This is a genomic window from Brevibacillus reuszeri, from assembly GCF_001187725.1.
Lineage (GTDB): Bacteria > Bacillota > Bacilli > Brevibacillales > Brevibacillaceae > Brevibacillus > Brevibacillus reuszeri.
Map to the genome: position 1 here is coordinate 885,766 of NZ_LGIQ01000007.1, position 21,596 is coordinate 907,361.

34 protein-coding genes and 1 pseudogene are annotated in these 21,596 nt (G+C 34.6%); 34 read left to right on the top strand and 1 reads right to left on the bottom strand.

All coding sequences use genetic code 11. The annotated features are described in order from the left end of the window. Window positions 1-68: 68 nt before the first annotated feature. Window positions 69-698, bottom strand: a complete 630-nt coding sequence (locus tag ADS79_RS14040; protein WP_049738999.1) for a hypothetical protein — start codon at window positions 696-698, stop codon at window positions 69-71. Between the two features lie 469 nt (window positions 699-1,167). Between ADS79_RS14040 and ADS79_RS14045 the strand changes: the two genes are divergently transcribed. From ADS79_RS14045 to ADS79_RS14205, 34 genes and pseudogenes are all read left to right on the top strand, one after another. Further along, window positions 1,168-1,440 carry a hypothetical protein gene (locus ADS79_RS14045; protein ID WP_049739000.1) on the top strand — a complete coding sequence of 91 codons (273 nt, stop codon included), beginning with the start codon at window positions 1,168-1,170 and terminating at the stop codon, window positions 1,438-1,440. Window positions 1,441-1,886: 446 nt separating this feature from the next. Continuing rightward, window positions 1,887-2,795 (top strand): copper amine oxidase N-terminal domain-containing protein, encoded by a 909-nt coding sequence (locus ADS79_RS14055; RefSeq protein ID WP_049739002.1) that lies wholly within the window; start codon window positions 1,887-1,889, stop codon window positions 2,793-2,795. Window positions 2,796-2,881: 86 nt separating this feature from the next. Beyond that, on the top strand, window positions 2,882-3,049 hold the full coding sequence (locus tag ADS79_RS35305; RefSeq protein ID WP_161807287.1) for a KOW motif-containing protein: 168 nt from the start codon (window positions 2,882-2,884) through the stop codon (window positions 3,047-3,049). A gap of 82 nt (window positions 3,050-3,131) precedes the next feature. Further along, a complete protein-coding gene (locus ADS79_RS14060) occupies window positions 3,132-3,818 on the top strand; it encodes a hypothetical protein (protein ID WP_049739003.1) in 687 nt (228 codons plus the stop codon). Between the two features lie 114 nt (window positions 3,819-3,932). After that, window positions 3,933-4,274, top strand: a complete 342-nt coding sequence (locus ADS79_RS14065; RefSeq protein WP_049739004.1) for a YolD-like family protein — start codon at window positions 3,933-3,935, stop codon at window positions 4,272-4,274. Between the two features lie 159 nt (window positions 4,275-4,433). Further along, window positions 4,434-4,766, top strand: a pseudogene (locus ADS79_RS14070) (type II toxin-antitoxin system PemK/MazF family toxin); the annotation flags it as partial. A 311-nt stretch (window positions 4,767-5,077) separates the two neighbouring features. Continuing rightward, window positions 5,078-5,467: a hypothetical protein gene (locus ADS79_RS14075; RefSeq protein WP_049739005.1), complete on the top strand. Its 390-nt coding sequence runs from the start codon at window positions 5,078-5,080 to the stop codon at window positions 5,465-5,467. A gap of 516 nt (window positions 5,468-5,983) precedes the next feature. After that, entirely contained in the window at window positions 5,984-6,367 is a 384-nt protein-coding gene (locus ADS79_RS14080) for a hypothetical protein (protein WP_049739006.1), read from the top strand. Between the two features lie 141 nt (window positions 6,368-6,508). Continuing rightward, a complete protein-coding gene (locus tag ADS79_RS14085; RefSeq protein ID WP_141261151.1) occupies window positions 6,509-6,736 on the top strand; it encodes an AbrB family transcriptional regulator in 228 nt (75 codons plus the stop codon). Between the two features lie 13 nt (window positions 6,737-6,749). Then, window positions 6,750-6,935, top strand: a complete 186-nt coding sequence (locus tag ADS79_RS14090; RefSeq protein WP_049739008.1) for a hypothetical protein — start codon at window positions 6,750-6,752, stop codon at window positions 6,933-6,935. Between the two features lie 55 nt (window positions 6,936-6,990). Further along, window positions 6,991-7,752, top strand: coding sequence for a UPF0489 family protein (locus ADS79_RS14095; RefSeq protein ID WP_049739009.1), 762 nt, complete (start codon window positions 6,991-6,993; stop codon window positions 7,750-7,752). A gap of 32 nt (window positions 7,753-7,784) precedes the next feature. Then, the gene (locus ADS79_RS14100) at window positions 7,785-8,105 is read left to right on the top strand and encodes a hypothetical protein (protein WP_049739010.1); all 321 of its coding nucleotides are present in this window, start codon (window positions 7,785-7,787) and stop codon (window positions 8,103-8,105) included. Window positions 8,106-8,142: 37 nt separating this feature from the next. Then, window positions 8,143-8,367: a hypothetical protein gene (locus ADS79_RS14105; protein ID WP_049739011.1), complete on the top strand. Its 225-nt coding sequence runs from the start codon at window positions 8,143-8,145 to the stop codon at window positions 8,365-8,367. Between the two features lie 34 nt (window positions 8,368-8,401). Further along, window positions 8,402-9,211, top strand: coding sequence for a DUF262 domain-containing protein (locus ADS79_RS14110; protein WP_049739012.1), 810 nt, complete (start codon window positions 8,402-8,404; stop codon window positions 9,209-9,211). 29 nt (window positions 9,212-9,240) lie between these two features. Beyond that, the gene (locus ADS79_RS14115) at window positions 9,241-9,798 is read left to right on the top strand and encodes a hypothetical protein (protein WP_049739013.1); all 558 of its coding nucleotides are present in this window, start codon (window positions 9,241-9,243) and stop codon (window positions 9,796-9,798) included. 31 nt (window positions 9,799-9,829) lie between these two features. After that, window positions 9,830-10,255 carry a winged helix-turn-helix transcriptional regulator gene (locus ADS79_RS14120; protein ID WP_049739014.1) on the top strand — a complete coding sequence of 142 codons (426 nt, stop codon included), beginning with the start codon at window positions 9,830-9,832 and terminating at the stop codon, window positions 10,253-10,255. A 46-nt stretch (window positions 10,256-10,301) separates the two neighbouring features. Beyond that, complete coding sequence (locus tag ADS79_RS14125) at window positions 10,302-11,120, top strand: FRG domain-containing protein (RefSeq protein WP_049739015.1); 819 nt, start codon at window positions 10,302-10,304, stop codon at window positions 11,118-11,120. Window positions 11,121-11,186: 66 nt separating this feature from the next. Next, complete coding sequence (locus ADS79_RS14130) at window positions 11,187-12,020, top strand: hypothetical protein (RefSeq protein ID WP_049739016.1); 834 nt, start codon at window positions 11,187-11,189, stop codon at window positions 12,018-12,020. 38 nt (window positions 12,021-12,058) lie between these two features. Then, a complete protein-coding gene (locus ADS79_RS14135; protein WP_049739017.1) occupies window positions 12,059-12,403 on the top strand; it encodes a low molecular weight protein tyrosine phosphatase family protein in 345 nt (114 codons plus the stop codon). 37 nt (window positions 12,404-12,440) lie between these two features. After that, window positions 12,441-13,022, top strand: a complete 582-nt coding sequence (locus tag ADS79_RS14140; protein WP_049739018.1) for a hypothetical protein — start codon at window positions 12,441-12,443, stop codon at window positions 13,020-13,022. Window positions 13,023-13,090: 68 nt separating this feature from the next. Beyond that, window positions 13,091-13,483 (top strand): hypothetical protein, encoded by a 393-nt coding sequence (locus tag ADS79_RS36110; protein WP_236699975.1) that lies wholly within the window; start codon window positions 13,091-13,093, stop codon window positions 13,481-13,483. A gap of 313 nt (window positions 13,484-13,796) precedes the next feature. Beyond that, window positions 13,797-14,099, top strand: a complete 303-nt coding sequence (locus tag ADS79_RS14150) for a hypothetical protein (RefSeq protein ID WP_049739019.1) — start codon at window positions 13,797-13,799, stop codon at window positions 14,097-14,099. Window positions 14,100-14,143: 44 nt separating this feature from the next. Continuing rightward, complete coding sequence (locus ADS79_RS14155) at window positions 14,144-14,425, top strand: hypothetical protein (RefSeq protein ID WP_049739020.1); 282 nt, start codon at window positions 14,144-14,146, stop codon at window positions 14,423-14,425. Window positions 14,426-14,440: 15 nt separating this feature from the next. Next, entirely contained in the window at window positions 14,441-14,899 is a 459-nt protein-coding gene (locus ADS79_RS14160) for a hypothetical protein (protein ID WP_049739021.1), read from the top strand. A gap of 26 nt (window positions 14,900-14,925) precedes the next feature. Further along, window positions 14,926-15,327: a YjcQ family protein gene (locus ADS79_RS14165; protein WP_049739022.1), complete on the top strand. Its 402-nt coding sequence runs from the start codon at window positions 14,926-14,928 to the stop codon at window positions 15,325-15,327. Window positions 15,328-15,385: 58 nt separating this feature from the next. Further along, on the top strand, window positions 15,386-15,814 hold the full coding sequence (locus ADS79_RS14170; RefSeq protein ID WP_049739023.1) for a hypothetical protein: 429 nt from the start codon (window positions 15,386-15,388) through the stop codon (window positions 15,812-15,814). Window positions 15,815-15,865: 51 nt separating this feature from the next. Next, window positions 15,866-16,444 (top strand): hypothetical protein, encoded by a 579-nt coding sequence (locus tag ADS79_RS14175; RefSeq protein ID WP_049739024.1) that lies wholly within the window; start codon window positions 15,866-15,868, stop codon window positions 16,442-16,444. Window positions 16,445-16,471: 27 nt separating this feature from the next. After that, on the top strand, window positions 16,472-17,080 hold the full coding sequence (locus ADS79_RS14180; protein ID WP_049739025.1) for a hypothetical protein: 609 nt from the start codon (window positions 16,472-16,474) through the stop codon (window positions 17,078-17,080). Between the two features lie 63 nt (window positions 17,081-17,143). Next, window positions 17,144-17,416 carry a hypothetical protein gene (locus tag ADS79_RS14185; RefSeq protein WP_049739026.1) on the top strand — a complete coding sequence of 91 codons (273 nt, stop codon included), beginning with the start codon at window positions 17,144-17,146 and terminating at the stop codon, window positions 17,414-17,416. 40 nt (window positions 17,417-17,456) lie between these two features. After that, on the top strand, window positions 17,457-17,615 hold the full coding sequence (locus ADS79_RS35310) for a hypothetical protein (protein WP_161807288.1): 159 nt from the start codon (window positions 17,457-17,459) through the stop codon (window positions 17,613-17,615). Window positions 17,616-17,672: 57 nt separating this feature from the next. Then, the gene (locus ADS79_RS14190; RefSeq protein WP_049739027.1) at window positions 17,673-18,206 is read left to right on the top strand and encodes a DUF1643 domain-containing protein; all 534 of its coding nucleotides are present in this window, start codon (window positions 17,673-17,675) and stop codon (window positions 18,204-18,206) included. Window positions 18,207-18,237: 31 nt separating this feature from the next. Then, window positions 18,238-18,651, top strand: a complete 414-nt coding sequence (locus tag ADS79_RS14195) for a transglutaminase domain-containing protein (RefSeq protein ID WP_049739028.1) — start codon at window positions 18,238-18,240, stop codon at window positions 18,649-18,651. A 348-nt stretch (window positions 18,652-18,999) separates the two neighbouring features. Beyond that, complete coding sequence (locus ADS79_RS14200; RefSeq protein WP_049739029.1) at window positions 19,000-20,337, top strand: helix-turn-helix domain-containing protein; 1,338 nt, start codon at window positions 19,000-19,002, stop codon at window positions 20,335-20,337. 344 nt (window positions 20,338-20,681) lie between these two features. Further along, window positions 20,682-21,173 (top strand): hypothetical protein, encoded by a 492-nt coding sequence (locus tag ADS79_RS14205; RefSeq protein WP_049739030.1) that lies wholly within the window; start codon window positions 20,682-20,684, stop codon window positions 21,171-21,173. Window positions 21,174-21,596 lie beyond the last annotated feature (423 nt).

Below are 21,596 nucleotides of genomic sequence, written 5' to 3' on the forward strand. Positions count from 1 at the left end.
GTATGCCAGTGATCCAGCATACCTTAATAACTTTGATGGATTTTATTTGCGAGTTATTGAGTTAAAACCTAAAGTGCTGTGGGTGTATTTTGTGATTGGTCTTTTTTTACAGTCGAAAATCTATATTCTAGTACTCCAAGACAGATTAAACTTGCTATAAATGTCGGGAAAGCATAGATGTGAAGTTTTATTGCGTATTCATCGAGCTTGTAAACGACAACAATCTCAAATAATACTAACAGTATAGCATTTACGATAAATACGGCTACTTTGGAGTCCTTTAAGTGTTGTTCATCATCTCTTCTGATATAAATGGCAGCTAGATACAACGCCGTTGTGACACCTGTTGTGATGATTAACATAACAGTATCGTTTGGAATGAGGTTTATATACTGTAAAAATTGTAGTAATGCACCACTAAAAGCAAAACCCATAAAAAAAGTAAATGCAGTTAAGTATATAATGAGATATATGAACCTTAATAGTCTCAGCTTTGAAGTATTTCCATCTATTTTTTTTACTACAACAATAGCAACTACAATTATCATCAGTAGAAACAAGAAAGCCAAGACATGCTGATTGACAGTCTCAATGGTTAAATTCATAAACGCATAAATGAATGCAATAAAGGTTGATGCAAGGAAAAGAGAACTTATGTAAAGGAATGTGTCTTCAAGTTTACTCATCTTTTTATTCATATTTCCTCCTACAGTGAGCCTTTTATAGTGAGCCATTTATAGTGATAATTTTAACTTTAACGGCAAATCTTTACAATTAGTGAATGCGTAAATAGAGGTGGAACACTTTTATATTTCTCGTTTACGGTCGTGGTTGAATTTTCTGCGATTATGACAAATCGTGAATCAAGGCTCGCTACGGCTTAAATCCTGAGCGAAATCATATAGTTACAACCAAAGAATTGACTCTCTGTGTGGGTGTTCGTAGTTCACCTGCGAATATCATCATCTAGTGATTTTTTTCAAGTTTACTAAAATAAAAGTAAACGCTCCTGCAACTCGAAGAGGAAAGTGGGCTAACAGCGATAGAACTGTCAGGAGTGTGGAGGACATGGACTGTCTAACATTGAAAGTTAGTCTTAAAATTGCGAAAGAGCAGGTTAGTTTTCAAACCAAATAAAAGTAAAATTTGATGGGAAGTGTTAGTTTAATGATGGTTCCGTTAGGTGCTGCAATTTGCTTATATACAGGGATCTCTAAAAGAATTGATTCATTGATATTCACTATGAACTTACACAATGAAGGTACAGTCAAGGTAACATTAAAATCAATTCAGCAAGATTTCCAGCATATTGTAGAAGCGATGACATTCTATATAGAGCATTGTACTTTGTCTTCTGCTCACTTAGAGGCACAATTTGACCCCGTCAAAGAGCAATACCATACTTTCCTAAAGGCACATTTTCAAGAAGACAGCATCTAAAAGGAGTATCCATGTACAAACTTTATAAATACATTCCCGTAGTTGATGACATGGCCTATAACTGGGACGAAGTATGTGTATCGCAAAACATAAACTACATTTCTCAGCTAGCAGAGGGAATGTGTAGGGTAGATGGTCGAGGAAGGTATAGATACAACATTGATCAATTGACGTTTGAAGTGATGAGACTAGGGAATGGCAAGTATAAGCATGTAAAAATAAACTAAGAACGGAACTTTATGATTGATATTTCTTGCGAAGGTTGCAACAAAGAGATGGAGGTCGATCATTTAGAAGAGTGTACATACATCGTCTTTGCCGATGGCATCGCCATTGGAGAACATGTATTGTGTCGTACTTGTGCTAACTGATTTTCAATAAATTAAGACTACTCACTCCTAGAAAATATTACAAGTTATAGTATAATCTACTTGGGAGGTTATGCTATGAGAAAATTATTTGCATCATTATTGTGCTTTATGGTATTTTTCACGCTGTTAGCAGAAACTACAACGGTTTCAGCTCAAGCAAGTGCACCAAACGGATACTCTGTAACATCAGATTTTTTAACTTTTGCAAGTCAAGGAAAAATTAAGGGATTTCCAGTTTTCCTTGGAATGAAAAGGGCTGATCTTATTAAACTTTGGGGTCAACCTACAAATGAAACAATAAATTATACAGAGTATGATCCGAATCCTATTTCAGCACCTTTCAACAAGAATCCTACGAAATGTGTAAAGTGCCAATTCAGAACCTTGTTATTTATTGATTACAATAATGTAGTTGATTCTATTACAATTCCAATTAAGCCTACCACGAAACAAAGTTTAATAACACTCCTTGGGAAACCAAAGGAAATTCACCAAACTGAGAGTGGTACGACTGACTACGTTTATCAGGCTGGAAACGTTGAAGCGCACTTCAGTGGTGACGAAGAAACAGATTATATTTATGATGTATGGTTAACCACCACGCTACAGTCACGAAATGCAGCATTCCCTATCAAGGTTTTTGTTGATGGTAAGCAGGTACTATTCGTTGATCACCCTACAACCTTGATCAACGGGACACTGTACATTCCAGTTCCTGAAATCATATACCAATTAGGAGGAGAACTGAATTACAACCCTCAGAACGGTGACAATAGTATTGGAATGACATTGAAAAATAGCTACGCTGAGTTTATTTCAGGAACAAATAAATACGTTCTAAACAACAAGGCTGGTTTCATGAAACAGCAGACCACATCAGTTAACAAGAGAATTCTTATCCCATTTGCAGATTTTGCACGAATTTTCAATGTAAAGTACTCATGGGACGGTAACAAAAAGATTTTAAATATCTTCACTAAATGACATGTTGAGGCTCTGATTAAGAGCCTTTCTATAAAAGATAACTATTGAAAATAATTGATAACATCAATTGAAGGGGTTTAAGAACTATGATAGAAATTAACAGCAAGGTGTTTGTTTTAGAAGGTCATTACAAAGGATTAGAAGGAAGGGTAATTGATATCTCATTGGAAGAAGCTTATCCAATAACTGTTGAATTTATCGATGGAGCATTAGAGTGTTACTATGAAAATCAATTGCAATTGCTATCACAATAAAAGAGACATTTTATAGCACTGTATAGACGATTTCTATAAGTGATGCTACAATTGCATTTATTGGCAACAGGTGGGGTAGTGTATGAAAAAATATTTAATCAGTTCACTTATCTTTGTTTTGATAGTGACAAGCGGCATTCTAGCTGATCATTTCAGTCTCATAGCAACAATATTTGGTCTGGACGTTGGAAAGTTTTTCAATGAAAATAAGCCACATGCGCAGATCTATTACTTAGGCATCATGGTGATTCTCTTCCTAATTTTCATTATTAAACTTCAAAGAGATGATAACTCAAGCTTAAAGGGTAAAATCTTGGAGATTGAGAGTGTAAAACCTCCCATCTCAAATAGAGATAAAAAGCTGCTTGATGAGTTTTTTCAAAAGTTTGACTCGTTTTACGAATTTAAAGAACGATTATTGCAAACAAGATCAATGTTTATTGGTTTGGCTGATTCCTATGCAGATAACATTACAAAGTTTTCAGAGCCAAATAAGGCATTTAGCGACAATAAACTTGAGGAAGCTAAGCGTAGTTTTTTAGAAGCATTAGACAGGTACATTCACTTTACAGATGACTACTTTAATCCAATTGGGAGCCCTAACTTAATTAAGTTTCATGGTGGCACTTCAGAGCGCGAGGCAATGGCAACTGGACAGTATGATATTGACTTTGAAAAGTATAAAGTGGTAGTTGGGGAAGTGATTGACACATGGGCTGAATTTAACACAGTGCTGAAACAGGAGTATCCAGACTATGTACCAGAATAAATACGCATTTGATTGGAAGACTTTGCATGGCGCAAGGTCTTTTTTGTTCTTGCATCATTTCACTTCTGGGAGCATAATATAAGAACAGACGTTCTCGTGTAGGGGTGGATTGAAATGTCCAAAAAGATCAATGACCTATTTGGCAGTATGCGCATGATGCTTCCAGAACATAGGACAGCGATTATCGATCATGGTGAAGAAAGTGGGCTACAGGCCAAACCAGATGTGGATGAAGACGATTTTGGGGAGATGTGCTTCAGGATTTATGACAGTACACAATACGACTATTCGATCACCGTTAAGTGGTTTCAAAAAGTAAAAGGAAGTCTTGGTACACTGGAGGAGTCTTGGGGAATTGTGAAGGAGATAGATGTAAATCGAAAACAGTTTAAGTTGGTCAGTGATTGGGATTCGGAATGGATCAAGATAGAAAGTCTTGTTAGTGTAACAAAATAACAAACCAGCTGACATTCAGCCTGTCGTAATTTGACAGGTTTTTTGTTTTGTAGTATCAATTATTTTCGCTTGATTTAGGTATATAGTCATGTTATTATTAAGGCATAAAATTAAACAACAATAATAGATATAATATATAAACCTTAGGGAGGTAAAAGGATGCTAGAAATTAAATATGGCGATGTGTTTATGATCGACTTGTCACCAGCAATTGGATCTGAGCAAGGGGGATATCGTCCATGCGTTATCATTCAAAACAATTTAGGAAACCGATTTAGTCCAACAGTTAAGGTGGCTGCTATTACTTCAAAAATTTCTAAAGCTAAAATGCCAACCCATGTTGAAGTAAAAGCTCATCAAGTTGGCCTTGAGCAAGATTCAATCATCATGATGGAGCAGACCAGAACTATTGATAAGCAAAGACTGTCTAAATGGGTCGCTCATTTAGATGAAAATGTTATGGAGCAAGTTGATTGGGCACTTAATTTGAGCTGTGCAAGTGATAAGAAGTTCAAAATGATGATGAGTGAACGTGGAAGCAAGGTATTCAATAAAGTTGCAGCGGTGTAATACGTCAATGTTTTAGAATCAAAAATAATAAATAGGAGATGAATTTTAATTAAGTTGGGAAGGTTTATAAAGAAGTTAGAAAGAGAAGGGATTACTGGAATTGTTAAGGATGTATTAGTTAAACAGTACATAAACATGAGCAAGCGGTAGAAGGTTTTCATGCATATATGCAGAAATGTTATAGATCATTAATTCAATAAATCTTTGATTTCATTATGGAAGAGGGTACTAAAATGTTGACATTGGTAAAAGGTAAATCACGAAAGTCGCAATACATGGAACTGTTTCACAAAGGATCTAATAATAGCTTGTTTATTCAATATGGTCACAATATTCCTATGTGGCTTCCAGACCGTAAAGAATGCTGGATAGTAGAACGAAGCGACAAGGCTAAAGTAGACTTACTTGATCTAGAAAGCGAATTGATGGAAGTAATGGCTCAAGTTTTAGATCAAACAGAATACCATTACATCTTTCTATATGGCAACTTTGAACTGAATGAAGTTGAGACAGTTAAAAAGGTAGCATCCAAGGTGGATGGGCAATTGAACTTAATTATATCTGTACAAGACAATAGCGTACCAGATGGGCAGACAATCATAGAAGAGTTGCGACTAAACTAGCTTATTGTATCGAAAAAGGAGAGATGTATCGATGAATAAGTTAAGTAAGGAAGAAGTTCATAAAATCGCTTATGGTGATTTGACTAAAGTAGAAGCGTAATTACTATATCATGGAAAAGGTAATTATAAAGGATGGCGTTGTCCTGAGATAGGCGATGGGCGAATTGTGATGAGGAAGGCAGGAAAAGAGCTAATTGCATATAGAGGACGTGAAGTAAAAGATTGGGCGGAAGAATGTTGGGCAGAACTTAAACAAAAAATTGATGAGCTTGAATTCGAATAAAAATGTGATTTGAAAGGGATTAAAGAAGTCTCTGAAGTTGCAACATTATCGAAATGGTCATACGTATTCAACAGCAAATACAAAAACTAATGTTTATAAACTGATTAGAAGCAAACAAATAACAACCACTTTTGCTTCATGAACCTGAATGGAAAGATGTTGAGAATAAAACATTTCCTTACGATTTATCTGATTTCTAGTGCATGGGCTAAAGTTCAATAAGGGTGAATGTAATGATCAAGTTTATCAAGGACATATATAGCAAATTTAAAGAAGATGATTCAGTTCAAAAGTTAAATATCATTAGCAATATTGCAACGTTATTAGGTGTTTCAATTGTAGCAATTGCATCGAATATAGCATTAAAGGAACTACTTGAAATTCCTTATAGTAAAATATACGAAATAGCTTTTTTCACTGCTGTAGGGTCCATATTACTAGCATGTATTACAATTATTTTATGGTTTTCTCTTTTCTACTTAAAAAGATTTATGGCTAAAAATGTTGGTGGAATATTAGGTGGCACTCTGCATTTCTGTATATGTTTAGCAGCGATATCCTTTTCGATTGTTCTAATTACGATGTTTGCTGATTTTGTTGCGTCAGTAGCACGCTAAAAAAATTGGGGCATTGCTAGCCTGCTGCAAAGCAGGTTTTTGTTATTGCGTGTGAATAAAAATATACAATAAATCAGATTTTAATATTGCGCTATTATATAATAGTCGCTATAATGGGTATATAAGGAAATGAAAGGTGAGGTGAACCAATTGCAAGAGAGAAAAGTCATCAAGATTGGAACTAGCTTAGGAGTCTCAATTACTGAGCAATTGAAATTAATTGGAGCAGAGTATGGGGATGCATTGTCGGTTGAAGTAAATGAGAATAAGGAAATTGTCATAAAGAAGTTACATAAGATTGAGCTGCCAGATGATCCGAAATTGTTGGCAGAGATTCAGAAAATGATTGAGCGGCACAATAGCAAGTGAGGAGCGAATTATTATGAGCAAAAGAATATATTATGTTTCTCAATTTGATGGCGCGGTCCACAATATCAATGATTCAGAGCACAAATTAATATGTGAAACAGAGGCATATATTGGGCAGGATTGCGGGGAAGACGGATTTAAAGTAAATGAAGAAGTGAAATTATGGACAATTACAGAAGTGGCAGAGTTCTTTAAATGAGGCACTATAGTTAAAATCAAAGTCTAATTTTATTTAGAAAATAGGTGCTTATTATATGAAGTGGGAACCCAATATATATTGGAAGGTCAAGTTTAATGACAAGCCTATATATCTCTCGAAAGACCACAATTGGGCATTTGCTGCATGGGAAATAGAAAAAATAAATGGAAATATTAAAAATGAATCACTGTTGATACACGTTGATGCCCATTTAGATGACGTTGTAGATGGTGTCTATGTAAAAGGACTTAAAGAAATTGAGACATATGGAGACGTTTTGAGAGTGGCTCAGAGTTATGAAAGGGGGAGTGAGAAAAGGTCTGAAATCATGATGGAAATAGCCAACTTTATTTGGGCAGGGATAGCAACTGGAACTATAGGCGAAACAATTTTTGTTTCTGATGACAAAATGGTGCCTAACAACTTAGAGAGTTTAAGTGGGTTCGTTGATAAGGAATTTTATCAATTTTTACCAAAGGATTGTAGGTACAAGCAAGTATTTCGTTTCATAGAAGTATCAGACTTTATCAAAAGATTTAATACACATCAACTAAACCATTACAAAGATGGGCGATCAATTATTCTAGATCTTGATTTGGACTATTTCAATAAGTCAAAACAGTATCTGGAAGCTGATCTTAAGTCAGAGGATGACATAAGACATGAACTGACAGCGCTGCGTGATCTATGTGAGTGGGATTTAATAACTGTAGCACTTTCACCAGAATATTGTGGTGGAACGAAACCCTGTGAGAAGTTATTGGATGCTTTTCTAGATGTGTTTGAGTTAGATATGAATGAGATTACAAATTGGTGATAAATTCAATAGTATATAGGGAAGTGAGATTGGTGCTATTTGATTTTTATTTTTCGGAATCAATGCTTCTTGCTCAAGAGTGGATGCCACCAATGTTTGATCCTGAACTCCAAGAACGAGTTACAGATTCCATAAACAGCGTTTTTATAAATGGTGAGCTGCTACGATACACAGTAATGTGTAGACATGGGAAAGATCATGGATGCAATCACGCAGACGTGCTCTTTTTAGGAACGGCAACAATTGATGAAATAAGATGTAATGACCCAAATGCAAAGTTACCTGTAGAATTATCAGAAAAGTATTATGAGATGAAGAAATTGATGAAAGAGCTTGAAGAGAAGATTCACTAATAAAAGGAGAATTTCATTTGAAAGGAATGAGTAGTTAATGATCTGGATAGTATGTGTAGACTTTAATCTTGATCCGCAAGTTAATGTGTTCGGTGATGACATAAGTGCTAACGAACACTATAAAAATGTACTTGAAACGTTTGAGGAAGAAATCAGGGATGGCTCAGCTACAGTTTACATGTGTAAGGTAGAAAAGTTTAATGGTAGTCCTATAACCTATGATGAGAATGGAATTCCTAGAAAGTTAGTTATAACTGAATAAATGAAGATATTGATTGGGAAAGGGAGGGTTAGTAATGGCAAGAAAAAAGACTGAAGTGGATCAAGAGTTACTCAAACAGCAAAAATTAAAACGTGATTTGGAAGAGCTAGTTAATAAACTTAAATTCATTCCTAGCCCTACATATTCATTTCAAATTGGTGATGCTGTAACTATTGGCAACCTCAAGGATGTGACCATTAGTGACATTCTCCATGATGGTAAAATATACGAATTAACCTATACACATGTAAATAGCAACTATGGAGATCCAATAGAAACACCAGATAGTAAACGATACTCAGCATGGATGGATATTCGACCATTAATTGAGGTACAACCAGAATCACTTATTAAAAATGCTGATATTAGAATGAGTTTTCAACAAAATGAGTTAAGTTCTCTTTTCTCAAAGGTGTATCATTTCGGTGTGAATTTTGATCCTGAATATCAACGTGATTATGTCTGGCAGCTAGAAGATAAAGAAAGCTTGATTGACTCCATTTTTAACAACGTAGAAATAGGTAAATTTGCTTTTATTCGCTACGATGATGAGAAATGGACTGCAACTGGTTATAGCTATGAAGTCCTTGATGGTAAACAGAGAATGAGAGCGATACTTGACTTTTATGAAGATCGTTTTACCCACAAGGGAAAGAAGTTCAGTGAATTATCGATTAAAGATCGGAATCACTTTAAACGATATACAATTTCTGTGGCAGAAGTTAGCGATCTTTCCGAGGAGCAAATCTTACGTTACTTTATCAAGTTAAACACTAGCGGTAAAGTAATGGAGAAGGAGCATGTTGAAAAAGTTCGACAAATGCTTGACGAGGAAACACAATAAAAGATGGTATTTAACAGAAAGGGGTTAGTATGAATTTCAGCATAACAGAGATATTGGGGGTTCTTGGTTTTATTTTGGCCCTAATTAATCTTGGGATATCCTTATACAAAGATTTCTACAGGAAGCCAACGCTTCATTATAAATTAAAGAACTATGCAAAATCCGAAAAGAATGGGGACTTTTCTTTTCAAGTTTCAATACGACTGATTGCAAAGCATGGGGACGTATACCTCACGGGTGCAAAAGTAAAAAATCAAGGTTTGGTTAATAAAAATGTATTTGCACTAACGACTGACAAGATAACAGCAAAAGCTTTTAACGATGGGAAGGTCGATATTAAGACAGCAGTAAATTTTATGAATGAGGATATGAGCCTAAACACCATCAATGATATTTTTGTAAATGCTGAAACTGCTAAAGGTATTGAGAAAATTGAAGTGGATGATCTATTGATTAAAAATCAATCTGCATTAACTTTGAATTTTTATTTCTCAACCTATAACAGAGATAAAGCTAGTATTCCACTCGAAGATTGGAAGTTTGTTATAACTACTGACTATCAGGAAATTCAGATTGATTTGCCATAAAATGAAGATTTAGTTGGAAAGTTGGTAAGCAATGGATGAGTCATTGTTAGAGGATTTAATTGAATCAAAGGAATTCAAAACAGTTTCTAAGTACCGCCATATTCTTAATTTGCTTCTGAGCAAGGCTGATGATAACGGGATTGCAAGAATTAGCCAACCTGAAATAGCAACGATGATGGGACTATCTCAGACAGCTGTTGCAAACAAGTTTAAGTTTTTAAGAAAGTATGGATTAATAGAAAAAGTTGGAGAGAAAAATGCTTATAAGGTATTAAGCACCAACCTTTTGAGTAAAACTCCTTTTGGTACAATGTTTGCAATTGTAAGGCTCATAGAAGACAATCCTGAAGTCTTCAGCAGCTTTGCTAAGCAGTCCGAGATTCTGGGTGTTTCAATGAATGAAATACAGGTTGCTTGGGGGTTCTTATCATACTATACAGGAACAAAGTACAAATAAAACGGTGATTTGATCGTTTGCTTACTATGAATTTCAAGGAGGGCTTATGGGCTTTTCTAATGAGTGGAAAAAGGTACTTGACGATATTTATGACTTCGAGGAACGAACCAAAACACGACGTGTGTGGTATCGAGGACACAGTAAATCATCATACTTATTAAAATCAGGATTATTCAGAGACAAAGAAGAAGAACTATTAACTTATCTTAGTAATGAATTAGATAGTTATCGGGTATTTGAAAATCTTGGAGCGTTTTGTCATGACAAGAAAGATTGGGACTTATTATTCTTAATGCAGCACCATGGTGCAAAAACAAGATTATTAGATTGGACTGAATCCTTCGCAGTGGCATTATTTTTTGCATGTGCAAGTTGGGATGAGAGAATTGGGAGTGCAAGGGTATGGCTACTTAACCCAGCGAGCTTGAATACCTTATCAATAGGAGTCCCAAACAGTGTTCCAGTTAGTTTTTTTGGAAGTTATGAGTCCCATGTAAAACTTGAAACAAAATTCCCAGTTAATTCTGTTGCTATTTATCCTCCACGAAATAACCAAAGAATCCTCAGACAAAGCGGTGTGTTTACAGTGCAAGGGAATACAATAAAATCTTTAGACGAAGAATTTGATGGACAACTATTAAAGAATGGCGATTTAGCGGTAATCGACATAACACCTGATTTAAAAGATGACGCTTTTCGATATTTAGAACATTGTGGGATTGATTATTTCAAGCTATACCCAGATTTAGAGGGGTTGGCGAAATATACTAATCACTTTAATAAAAAACAAAAAGAATTATGGAAATCACTGGGAGCAGAGAGTAACTTTTCTAACGAGGAAATTCGTAAAAAGTATTTTGAATGAGGCATTTCATATTACAAAGCATTTGATAAAAAGGTAATTTTATCTTGGAATGAAAGAGGTTATTCAATGAAATTTCCAATTATTTTATCTAAACAGTCTGACACTAATGGGAAGGTTGTCTATGAGTATACAAATTTCGATAAAATGCCAAACGGATATATCATCATATCTAAGGACCTGGAAACCGTTTCCGATAACAACATACCAAATATGGAGAACAGTATAGATTTCGGACAGGAGGTAGCAGATCAACTTTTACCTTTGGCATTGTCAAAAGAATTACCTACATTTTTCACGCTGTTAGTAGATCAACCGTTTTCAAGTGCATTTATTTGTATAACAAACATTGGTGAAAACTTTCAAATCTTTGAATATGCTCTCGAAACCCCGAAAATGGGGCGTATTGAGCTTTCTCTAAACGAAAATCACTTAGTTGAATCCATTATACATCTTGAGATGTATGATCAAGGAGTTGCTAAAAAAGTAGCCGACTTTTTACTAACCAACTCGACACATCCTTTGGAAGACATGATTTCAATTAATATTACTTTTGAAGAATTGCAAGAAAGAAGGTTCAAAGAGATCCCTCATCAAGACCTCTCACTTGCGGACATTCCTACCCCATATGACAATTGGATTAATATTGCCGACTTCGCTACAACATTCTTTCCCGAAGGAGACATTCATAAATTCATTGATAATAGGAATCGATTAAGAGATGCTTTTCGAAAAGAGATAGATTTGTCTTCTTTTTCATTTGACGATCTGAGAACGTTTCTATCTGTGGAGGAAAGGGGCAGTAACCACAGAGGTGATTCACCTTCTGGAGAAACGATGGTTTTAGTTTATCAGGTTGTAAATGCTATTCGTGATAAGGTTGCCTTTGGTCACAAAGTATAAGTCTTTAAAGTAAATAAAACAGCGATTTGATCAGAAACATGGAGGAGAAGAATATCAAAATCCTATTTATTTGTAGCAGAAATAAATGGCGAAGCCTGACGGCAGAAAAGATTTTTCAAGGATTCAACAATTATGATGTTAGATCTGCTGGTACAGAAGAGAATGCTCGAATAAAAGTCACTAGTGGTCATATTGGATGGGCTGACTTGATCTTTACAATGGAGAAAAAGCATGATAGAAGGCTAAAGGATAAATTCGGAGTAAGTCTCTTAGGTAAGAAGATTATCTGTTTAAGCATACCTGATGATTATGAATTCATGGATGAAGATCTTATCGAAATACTTAAATCTAGAGTGTCTGAGTACATTGATGTGCCAGAGTGAATGAAATATCGTTTTTATGGGGAAGGGATGAGTTCTTGTGGTGAAATTTTCATATGTCCTAAATGGCATTGGATGGGCTGATTCTTTTCTACAAATAAATGATAAGACATGCTATTTCTCTCCAAGTTATTTAACTGAGCCTCTCATTGATTTAGTGGAGGGCATGTTAAGCCTAATGTACGAAATAATTCCCAGTGATGAAGTGAAACAAGAAGTCAGTTTTGATTGGAATTTCGAACCAATAGGTTCAAACTGGTTTATCAGAAGAGTGGATAGTAATACCTTAAGGATAAAAATCACCACATATCAAGACATAGACAATAAAAGTATAGGAACTCCTAATATCGAACTTGATGCAAATTGTGATTTAAACTTATTTTTAGCTGAATTAATCAATGTACTAGAGTTGCTTTTAAAGAAGTGTGGAATTGTAGGATATAAGAGCACTTGGTATCATTATGACTTTCCAATTAGTGGATATCTGAAATTGAAGTATTACTATTTACATCGCAAAGAGTTTCCAGAAGAAAAAATTAAAGAGGATGGATACATTGAATATAGTAAAAGCAATCTAGATGAGGAATTAGCTATGCTAATAGATATTACCCGTCTTACATAATTAGCAGCGTTGTTCTATTTTTATAGTCAGATCAAATTGGCATTTTATTAAATTTATTGGAGGTTGTTTTGAAAGTCCAATTTCTTCAGAAAGAAATCTGGTTACAGAATAAAAAATACACTGTTTTAACTCCTGCATTTAATACGAAGGATATATTTGCATGTGAGTTTGATAAAAACATGTTTATGATTTTTGGCAATCAACAATCGTTGCAGTATTTAGCTTGTGTTCTACTTTTAGGTGCTGATAACAGAGACAAGATAATTTATATAGCAAACATGGAAAAAGACTTACCTATTCATTTACATAGATTTTCACAAAAGAAAAAGAACAATGAACTTGTTCTACTTCATCACTCACTACAGCTGAATTTGAATCAATGGAAAGATCTAAGGCAAAAATTACATCAGCAAAAAGGATTAGAAGCTTTGAAATTAATCCAAGAAAATTCTCTGATTTGAATTATAATGATTATAGGAGATTCCATTATAAGGAAAATAAAGATAAGATCTTGATTAAGAGTGATTATAATACTCTTTTTATAATTGGAAGCAAAATAGTATTTGAATACGCTTCTGGTTTTTTTGAACCACTTTCAAGAACGGGAGCAGGTTCATTTCTAAGGAGTTTTGGTCATGATCACTATCATTTAGATTTATTCACACTAAACACTCAAGGTCTTTGTGTTGATTACTACGACAAAGCATTATGGAACAAACACTTAAAAGATATTGAATAAAATGGGGATTTGATTAAAAGTGATTGGGGGCTGTTATGGAATTTGAAGGTGTAGACTGGACAGAGCTATCGATCTACTTTGAAGTTGTTGAACAAGATTATGATGGTGGTCAGGATGAGAAAGTTTTACTTTTGACTAAGGAATTCCTCCAGTCTGTATTAATGTCAGATAGAGAAACAGAAGTTGCTTATGGAATAAGGCAATTTTTAACGAAGTTATATAACAACTCCATAGAATATAAACACAATGCCCCAATTTGGAAAGGGCTGCTTGAAGTAAATGATGATTTTACGTTAATTAAATACACTATACTTTTATTAGAACATATGTGGTATTAAGGAAATCATATGAAATGTTAATTTGATTGAGAGGCGATTGGAAAATGGAGAAAGAATCAATTATAACTTTTGAGCACTTTATGGCTATGTATTATTGCAATAATAATGAGAAGCCAAGTCAATTTACACTTAGTAAATTTAGTAGCTATTATCGAACAATGGAAGATCAAGAAGCAGTAAATGACCTTCTGAGAGATTTGGCTTTAATCAAGACTGAGGTATATGACAATGATCTCTATGATACTTTAAAACGATATGGTTTTGGAATTTCAATTAATGAATTTCGATTATTAATCGATCCATTGATTAGTGCACTGAACGAATAAAATGAGGGTTTGATTATGATGAAACCACCAAACAATCTGTCATTAATATATGACGAAGAATCTGATGGATTTTATTTGGAAAATGGAAAAGGTGAGATTCTTGATCCAGAAGAACACAATGAGGTTATAAAGAAACTAAGCAACTTTTTATCTCATTATGGGAGTCATAATATTGCCGAACTTGTTATTAAAAGACAAGAAGAATTGGCACAAATGCATTTGGAGTATACAACATCGAGATTTATTGTGGAGGAAAGAAACTTCAAGAGAAGCAAGAACAGGTCTAAGCCTTGGACGTTTGTTTGTGATTTCTGCAATAACAAATATACAGATGAAGAAATGGATAAATGGTTTACAATTAGTGCAGTGGCAGTATCAGAAGGTGTTTATTGTTCAAAGGAATGTGCTGATACTGATTTGATAAATTATAGGAAACGCTGGGAAGAGTCAAAACAAGATGAAGATTTAAATTGATTGAAATTTGCAGGGGAGTGTTCAAAATGCAATTTGATACTAAGCAAAAAGTACTTCTTGCTCTATACATTGAATATCAGAAAGATGTACCTAATATGAGAAGCATAAATGCAGAAACCTTGGAAATAGATCATGAGGCTTTCAGTGTTGCATTAATGAAACTTGAAACGGAAGAATATATAACTGATTTAATAGAAATTAAAACATTAGGAAGTGCACCTCCAAGTTATCGACTTGATCGTGCGAAGCTTACACGGGACGGTGTTGAATATGTAGAGACTAAGTTAAGTATTGATACAAGAATGAGTGGAACTGAGAAAGTAACGGGTATATTGAAAAAACTTGGTGAGTGGGGCATGGAACAATTAAAGGATGTTTCGGCAAAGGTTGCGGCAGAATTGATTAAAGGTCAGTTTGAATCTAAATAAAATGTGAGCTTTATCTGAACCTAAACGCATTTGTATCTCAACAAAAGGAGATTTCACAATGTATCTACATATCATCTGGAATGATTTGTTGCAGGATAATGAGTCTATAGCGATACTGAACCAGCAAAAGGCATTCTTACGGGTATTACATGAACTTGAAATTGAGGAAGCGTTGGTTACTATTTGCTCTGGTTTCAAAGGAGAGTCCTATCCACATTCTTTTGAAATTGTAACCACCCATGAATCGGTTGATAAAATTAGAAAAGTAATCGAGAAGGACGGAACATCAATAATCTATTCTGGAAGTGTTATGGATTACAAAGAATTGCTAATTGCAATGTATTTTGCCATAGCACATATGGCAAGCACTGAAGAGGTCATAACGTTTGTTAGTGATCTAGCCAATAAGATGAAGAGTGTAAATCAAATTGTGTCTAAGAAGTTGCAGCATTTAATTGAGCGCATTGAGAATAGAGAATTAGAATAGTCTCTATTCCAGAATTGTTCTATATCGTATAATCACCAAAGAGGTGGTTTAATGTCATTAACTGTAAAGCTCAGCATAAAGGATAATCAAGGTAAAGAAGCCGAGCTAGAAATTAAAGAAACTGATAATTTGAGTAAGTTGGTCATTATTCAAAACGTCTTTAATTTGTTTGGCATTGAAAAGGACATATTGGATCAAACAAGAGAGTTTGAGAAAATAGGAAAGGCCTACTCGCAGTTCTTTGAGAAGGTTGAGTCATTGGAAGTTAGTGCAGAGGTAAATGAGATTGTACATAAGAGCGATGATATTAAAAACAAGATGATTGAAGGATTTAGTAATGCAGAAGAACTGAAGCAAGTATATCGTGCGACAGAAGATGTTCCAGAGTTTGTTTTGACAGGTATCAAAATAGACAGTGACGGGCGTAAAAGATATAGATGCAGGTATCATTGTGTGATATGTAATAACAAAGCAACTCACTATATTTTTGAGGGATCGGTTGATGTTAGATGTCATTCCTGTAGAGTGACTATGCCAGTTAAGTCAGCTCATCCTGAAGGCTTCCCTAAACAAGACACACATGGGAATTTCTATAGGGCAGGCGAGTATCAGGACTGGAAAATACATTGAATAATTTACTAGTGAGGTAAGTAAAACATGAAAATCAATGCAGCATACTGTTCTATCTTGTTAGTTGCGCTAACCCTCACCACAAGCTGCAATACTCAAGATAAAAATGTACATGAGGTTGTAGATGCTCAAAACAAAACAGATAAGGAAGTTGAAGATGCAATTGAATTAATTAAAGACAAAAACTATGTTGAAGCGTTAATCGCTTTAGTTCAAATACCTAATTTTGAATCCAAACCTGAAATTCAACATCTGATAAATTATTCGAAAGCAGCTATGAATGAGGAATCGAATGCTATTTCATTTGTGGCTATAAATTTAAGTAATATTCCAGTTGATTACTCAGGGCCATTTGCTAGTGAAGTGAACGGTATGAAAGAAAAATACTCCAAAGAGTTACAGGAGACAACGGTAATAAAGAACAAAAGCATAACTTTTAACGATCTTGTGGGCTATACTGATCTTGAAGTTAAGCAGTTCCTTGGGGAACCAGATGAAATTTTAAAAACAGATGATGAGACAATTGGCAAAGATCAGCAGCGATGGTGGTACAAGAATAAGGGAATGCTATATATTGCTGATGGAAAAGTGTGGCAAGCGTTGTTTGGTGAGGATATAAAAATACAAACGAATTAAACATTGGTAAGCCAGATGATTACTTCATTAAATTACTGTTTTTATTGGGAAAGGAGGTATCAAATGAGATTGAAAGATGTAATATTGTTTATTGCATCTGCTATAGGAGTCCTTCTAGGAAGTGCGATTAGCTTGTTAATGGCGAATGTGAATGCCACATTCACAGGTATTATTATACTTAGTTTTTTATCTTTGATATTAGGAGTAGGATTGTTTATTTTCGTTGGATCTTTAATTGTTGTATATCAAAAATTGCCTAATGATTTTGCAATTCAATTACCAGTAGCATTTATCTTGCCTATGGTGATTGTCTTATTGGTTAATACAATATTTTGATAAATGACTGGTTTTATCCAATTGAAAAGGGGAAAGACAAATGAGAACAGAAGAGCAGATTTTTGTTAGCGGAGATTTAGAGACAGTGCACATTTGTGATAACTGTGAAGAAAAGACGGATGATGGTCGTGGATATTACTATTGGGAAAATAAAGATTTTTCATTATGTCATATTTGCTTGACTAGATTGAGCAAATAATTTTTAGTATCTCAAGAGCAATCGATAAAGATTTGTACTAGGGACGTGAAAAGTAAAATGAAAAAAACATACGAGCTAATAGCTGAGAATGAGTTTTGCGAGGAAAAGAACCTAAGATATCGTCTGTATAGACACTGGGATGCAAAGAAGCCAACAGCATGTGTTATCATGTTCAATCCTGCAAGAATTGATCCTAATCCTTTTCGCTTAGGTGTAACACTTACTAAAGTATTCGAACATATAGAGAATGATTATGGCAGCATGGTCGTTGTTAATTTATATCCAACCGTAAAGGATAAAAAGAAAGATTTAAAACAAAATGAGCGTAAGTTCGATGAGAGGAATTTTACTTACATCAAGAATGCAGTTATGTCTTCTGATAAAGTAGTACTCTTTTGGGGTAATGATACAGGAATGAGTAAAGACGTAAGGTTCATTCGATTATTGAGAGAGAATGAGAATAAATTAAACTGTTTTAGGTTGACGGAAAAATCAAAGCAACCAGACTATATTTATGCACTGAATCGAAATAATCACACATTAAAGAAGTGTATCATTACAGCGGAAGACAAGTTTCAAATTATTGATTAAAAGATTAGATTGATTAGGATGTGTTTCATTTATGATTGATCAGCTCAGAGATTATGGGGGCGCATTTCGTAAAGCAATTCAAACCATGCCATTGAGTGAATTTCCAAGATCCTCATTCTTTGAACGTTTCCCTAGAGGCTGTTGTGGTGACACTTCCACTCTTTTCTCAAAATTTCTCCAATCAAAAGGTATCGAAACACACTATGTCTGGGGGATGTGGGGTGAATATAGCCATGCGTGGCTTGAGCTTGATGACATCTTAATTGACCTTACTGCTGATCAATTTGACGGTGTTACTGAAGAGGTGATGGTAACAAGTAACAGGCAATGGCATTCTAGATTCACGGTGCACAATAAAAAGAAGATCGATTTCGATAATTTTAATGAGTATAACGCTACCAGATTGAGAGCGATATACAACAACATCATTAAGCGAATGAAATGAACATTTTAAAGGGAGTGAGAAGCAAGTGGGATTCACATTAATTAAGTATTACGACACAAACTGTGATCGATGTGGGAATTGGGCATCTGGCGATGTTGGAATGCTCAGAGGAACAAAAGTTAACGTAGAGAAAAAGCTACTTTCTTTAGGGTGGAGGGTTGTGAAAGGGGAAACTCTTTGTAATTTCTGTTTAGAGGGAAAAGATAGGCCAAGAGAGCGATCATATAATAACTGAATGAAATCGAAATTTGATAGAAATATATTAAATAAAATTATTGAATAAAATAAAACGCTGTGATATTATATGGGTGTAGCAAGAAAAGGAAACAAATGAGAGGAGGAGTTTACATGCTACGCCTTATGATTCCAAGTAACTTTGACTACTGTAGTGCAAACTTAAGAGATAAAATTCAGTATTGGCTACATAAACAGAATTGGAAGCATTCTCATTTGGCGTTAGCAACAGGGATTCAAAAATCTGCAATAAGCTATTTGATGAATGGTGAACGTAAATTTACGGTTGAGCAGCTCGATAAGGTCACACAAGCGTTAGGTTTCGAAAAAGGGGAGTTTTATAGTGACTTTGGTTATGAGTTGTTAGATGAAAAAACAGGACAATATAAACTTGCTAAGTGTTCAACCTTTATTAAAGAAATTGCAGTTCTTGGTAAATTTGATATCTTGAATAGATTAACAAATAACTTGTTAGAATGCAGCCCAAAGTATGTTAAAGTGCTTTTTGATTCTGCCGAAGAATTGTATGAGAAAAAAGAGTACAAAGCGGCAGAGCCCCTATACAAAACGACATCCACTGAAGTAAGGAACAGACAAGATTACAAACTTTCACTGAGCATCTATAAGCAATTTATGATTGCTCGTAAAAGTATGCTTGAAGATAACGATGGCGTTAAAACATGCAAGGATCTGATGCTGAAACTCACTGACTATCTTGAATTACTGCCAATTGAGGACAAATTGGAGGCATACATTGAGGTTATAGTTTTCTATAATCTAATTGAGGATTATCAAAATACATTAAGATATGCTGAGCGTTTAATTAGTCTAATAGAAGATTTGTTAATTGATATTGAAAGAAATAAATTAAATAAAACTATAATTAAAGAATACGAAAATGAAGCAAGAATGTACAAAGGATTCGCATTTAAGGGATTAGAAAAGTATCAGGAATCTTTAAATGAGATACAAAAGTACTCTTCATTTAATGACAACTATCAGCGATTTGCAATAGGAAACGAATGCTTGGTTAAACTGCTCATGGGTGAATGGTGTAATTCCAACAAATATCTTGATAACTCTATGAATGAGAAGAAAAGAAGTATCCTCTTACCTGTGATTCTTGAGGCAGGTATTAAACATAGCAACTATGATGAAATTACAAGATACCTTTCTAATAATGAAGGCATTCTTGATCAGATAGAGCATGACAACACTTCTATTGGATTAAAACATAAATTAATCACGTACCAATACATTGCTGTGTATTATTTGAACACTGGACATGATGAGCAGGGAATCAACTACTTGTTGAAATCAATGAAGTTGGCCTGTCACTTTCAGAACGAAATAAGGTTTAAAAAATGCTGGCTGTTATTTACAAACAACTCTCATCTAGCCACTCAAGAACAAAAAGAACTGTTTAATCACATCGTTGAGACAAATATCTAAGGGGGACTTTAAATGACTCAATTGATTTTTGATACAAGTTAATAGGTGCGATATGCGGTCTTCGAAAGGAGGTGAAATTTATGAAGAAGACCGCAGCTATCATTTTTAGTGTAATCGCTTTGACAACTGGTATTGTAACTTATTGTGTAGTTACACCAACAGTTGCAGCAGCTAATGACGGAGAAAGAGGATAAGTTCCGAAAAGGGAGTGAATTTTTCACTCCCATTTTTATGTGTTAAAATGTCGATTTTTGTCGCTAAGTTAACGAAAATAACAGTCATAAGGATAACAGTTAACACATGTTAAAATAAGGTTATAAAGAATAGGAAAGAGGGGTTGAAACATGGGTAGCAACTTAAACGTAAAACTGTCCAGATCCATTGAAATGATCGAACTGGCAACAAAAAAGATGCATGAAAAGAGAACTGGCAAGAAAGTTAAAGTAAGTAGCAATGTGGTTGCAAATGGAACAATCAAATTAACTGTACAAGCTGTTGATATTGATACTGATGATGAATTAAGTGCAATTATGGCTGCTGAGTACATGTTGTGTGAAGTCTATATTAACGATGTATTAATCCAATACAATCTACCAGAGAGAAGATTAGACGTAGATACTTTTACATTGGATTGGATAGAAGCACGAGAGAATAATGGGACATATACGGTTCTCGGTGAGTTGGTAATAGGGGTGAATGTAGAGCTTTACAAGGCCTTTAGCGATGTGGCGAATTATCAAGGGGATGTTGTGACTTTTCAGACCACTAGCAATGAGTACATTACTTTAGACTGTGTTGATTGTGATATTGTATGGCATCGAGCGAAAGTCGCGTAATGTAACAAGACAATATAAATTAAAATAAACTACAAAAACACATATTGCGAATGAAAATAAAGTGTAGTATGATTTAGGTAGAAGGAAACAGGACTATAGCCCTTTTAGAGAAGGGACGTGAACAGGGAGGTAGAATATATCATGTCATTCAAATCCTTAGAAGAGGGTATAGTGTCGAATGAAACGCATAGATTTGATCCAACGGTCACACTAAGTAAAGAAGGTCTTGAAATCTTCTATGATATAGTTTCGAAATACGATAATGTTACTACAAAAGAATGGAATGATTTAATTAAGTACATTCGATTTTTAAGTTTGAATTTTGAACAAAGCTTTATTCCCAGTAAAAATACTTATAAATGTATATTGAATTAATTTATCAGAGCCATACATAGTTGTATGGATTTTTTGGTTATTAAAGAG